At 65.6% G+C, this 1,030-nt stretch carries 1 protein-coding gene; it reads right to left on the bottom strand.

Translation table 11 applies throughout. From position 1 onward, the window contains the following. Positions 1–40 precede the first annotated feature (40 nt). Positions 41–1,030: MFS transporter (locus tag IVB47_RS03180; RefSeq protein WP_247459759.1), on the bottom strand; the 990-nt coding region annotated here is incomplete at its 5' end.

The raw sequence follows: 1,030 nt of genomic DNA, 5'->3' as shown, positions 1-1,030 counted from the left end.
GTCGCTTCGCTCCTCGCAATGACGGCTGAGAAGGCTGGCCTCAATACTTCTTTACAGCCGCGCCGAACGCGAACCACAGCGCCATGGACGCGAGGCCAAAACCGCCGAGCAGCAGGAAAGTCGGGCCGTAGCCGATCCATTGCGCAATCCAGCCGCCCAGCGCGGGACTGAGGCTCGCGCCGATGCCCTGCACGGTGATCACGGCACCCTGGCCGAGATTGATGCGGCCGGTGCCGTTGAGCGAGCGTGCGACCATGCCGGGAACGGCAACCGTCTGGAGCCCGGTGCCGATGCCGTCGAGCACCTGCATCGGTACGACGCCCCACCATCCCGTGACGAAGAAGGCGAGCACGCCGCGGATGGGCAGGAACATGAAGGAGACGAGGATGATGGGCCAGTAGTTGCGCTTGCTCGCCGCCTTCATTGCGATCAGCGAGGTGATGACCATGACGCCTTGTGCGATCACGACGGTGGTCGCGACGAAGCTCGGGCCGTTGGCCTGGCCTTCGGCGACCGCCGCCAGGCTATAGAGCGGCACGATGGCGGCATTGCCGAGATGAAACAGCGCGAGCGCCATTGCCAGCACCAGCAGCGCGCGGTGCTTGAGCAGCATCGTGAGCGCGTCCGGCGCGCTGTCCGGATCGTCCTCCTTGCTGCCGCGCGCGGCGCGATCGTCGATCGCCTTGGCCGGGATCATCATCACGCAGGCGATCGCGATGGCGCCGAACACCGCCGCCAGCACGAACACGGCGACATAGCCGAACTTATAACCGAGATAGCCCGACAGCGCGGCGCCGACCATGTTGCCGGCGTGGTTGAATGCCTGGTTGCGGCCGTTGAGCGCGTTAAAGCCCTTCTGCTTGGCGATGCCGAGCGTGATGCCGGTGACCGCCGGCACGATCGCGGCGCTCGCCAGCGATTGTGCGACCTGCGAGAATGTCACCGCCCAGAAATTCTGCGAGATCAGGATGATCGCGGACGCGAGCACCACGCAGATGCCGGGAATGACGACCCACATGCGCTTGTTGCG

The sequence above is a fragment of the Bradyrhizobium sp. 62 genome (assembly GCF_023073035.1).
Lineage (GTDB): Bacteria > Pseudomonadota > Alphaproteobacteria > Rhizobiales > Xanthobacteraceae > Bradyrhizobium.
The sequence above is the reverse complement of the archived record's forward strand: the minus strand, read 5'-3'. Positions and strand labels throughout refer to the sequence as shown.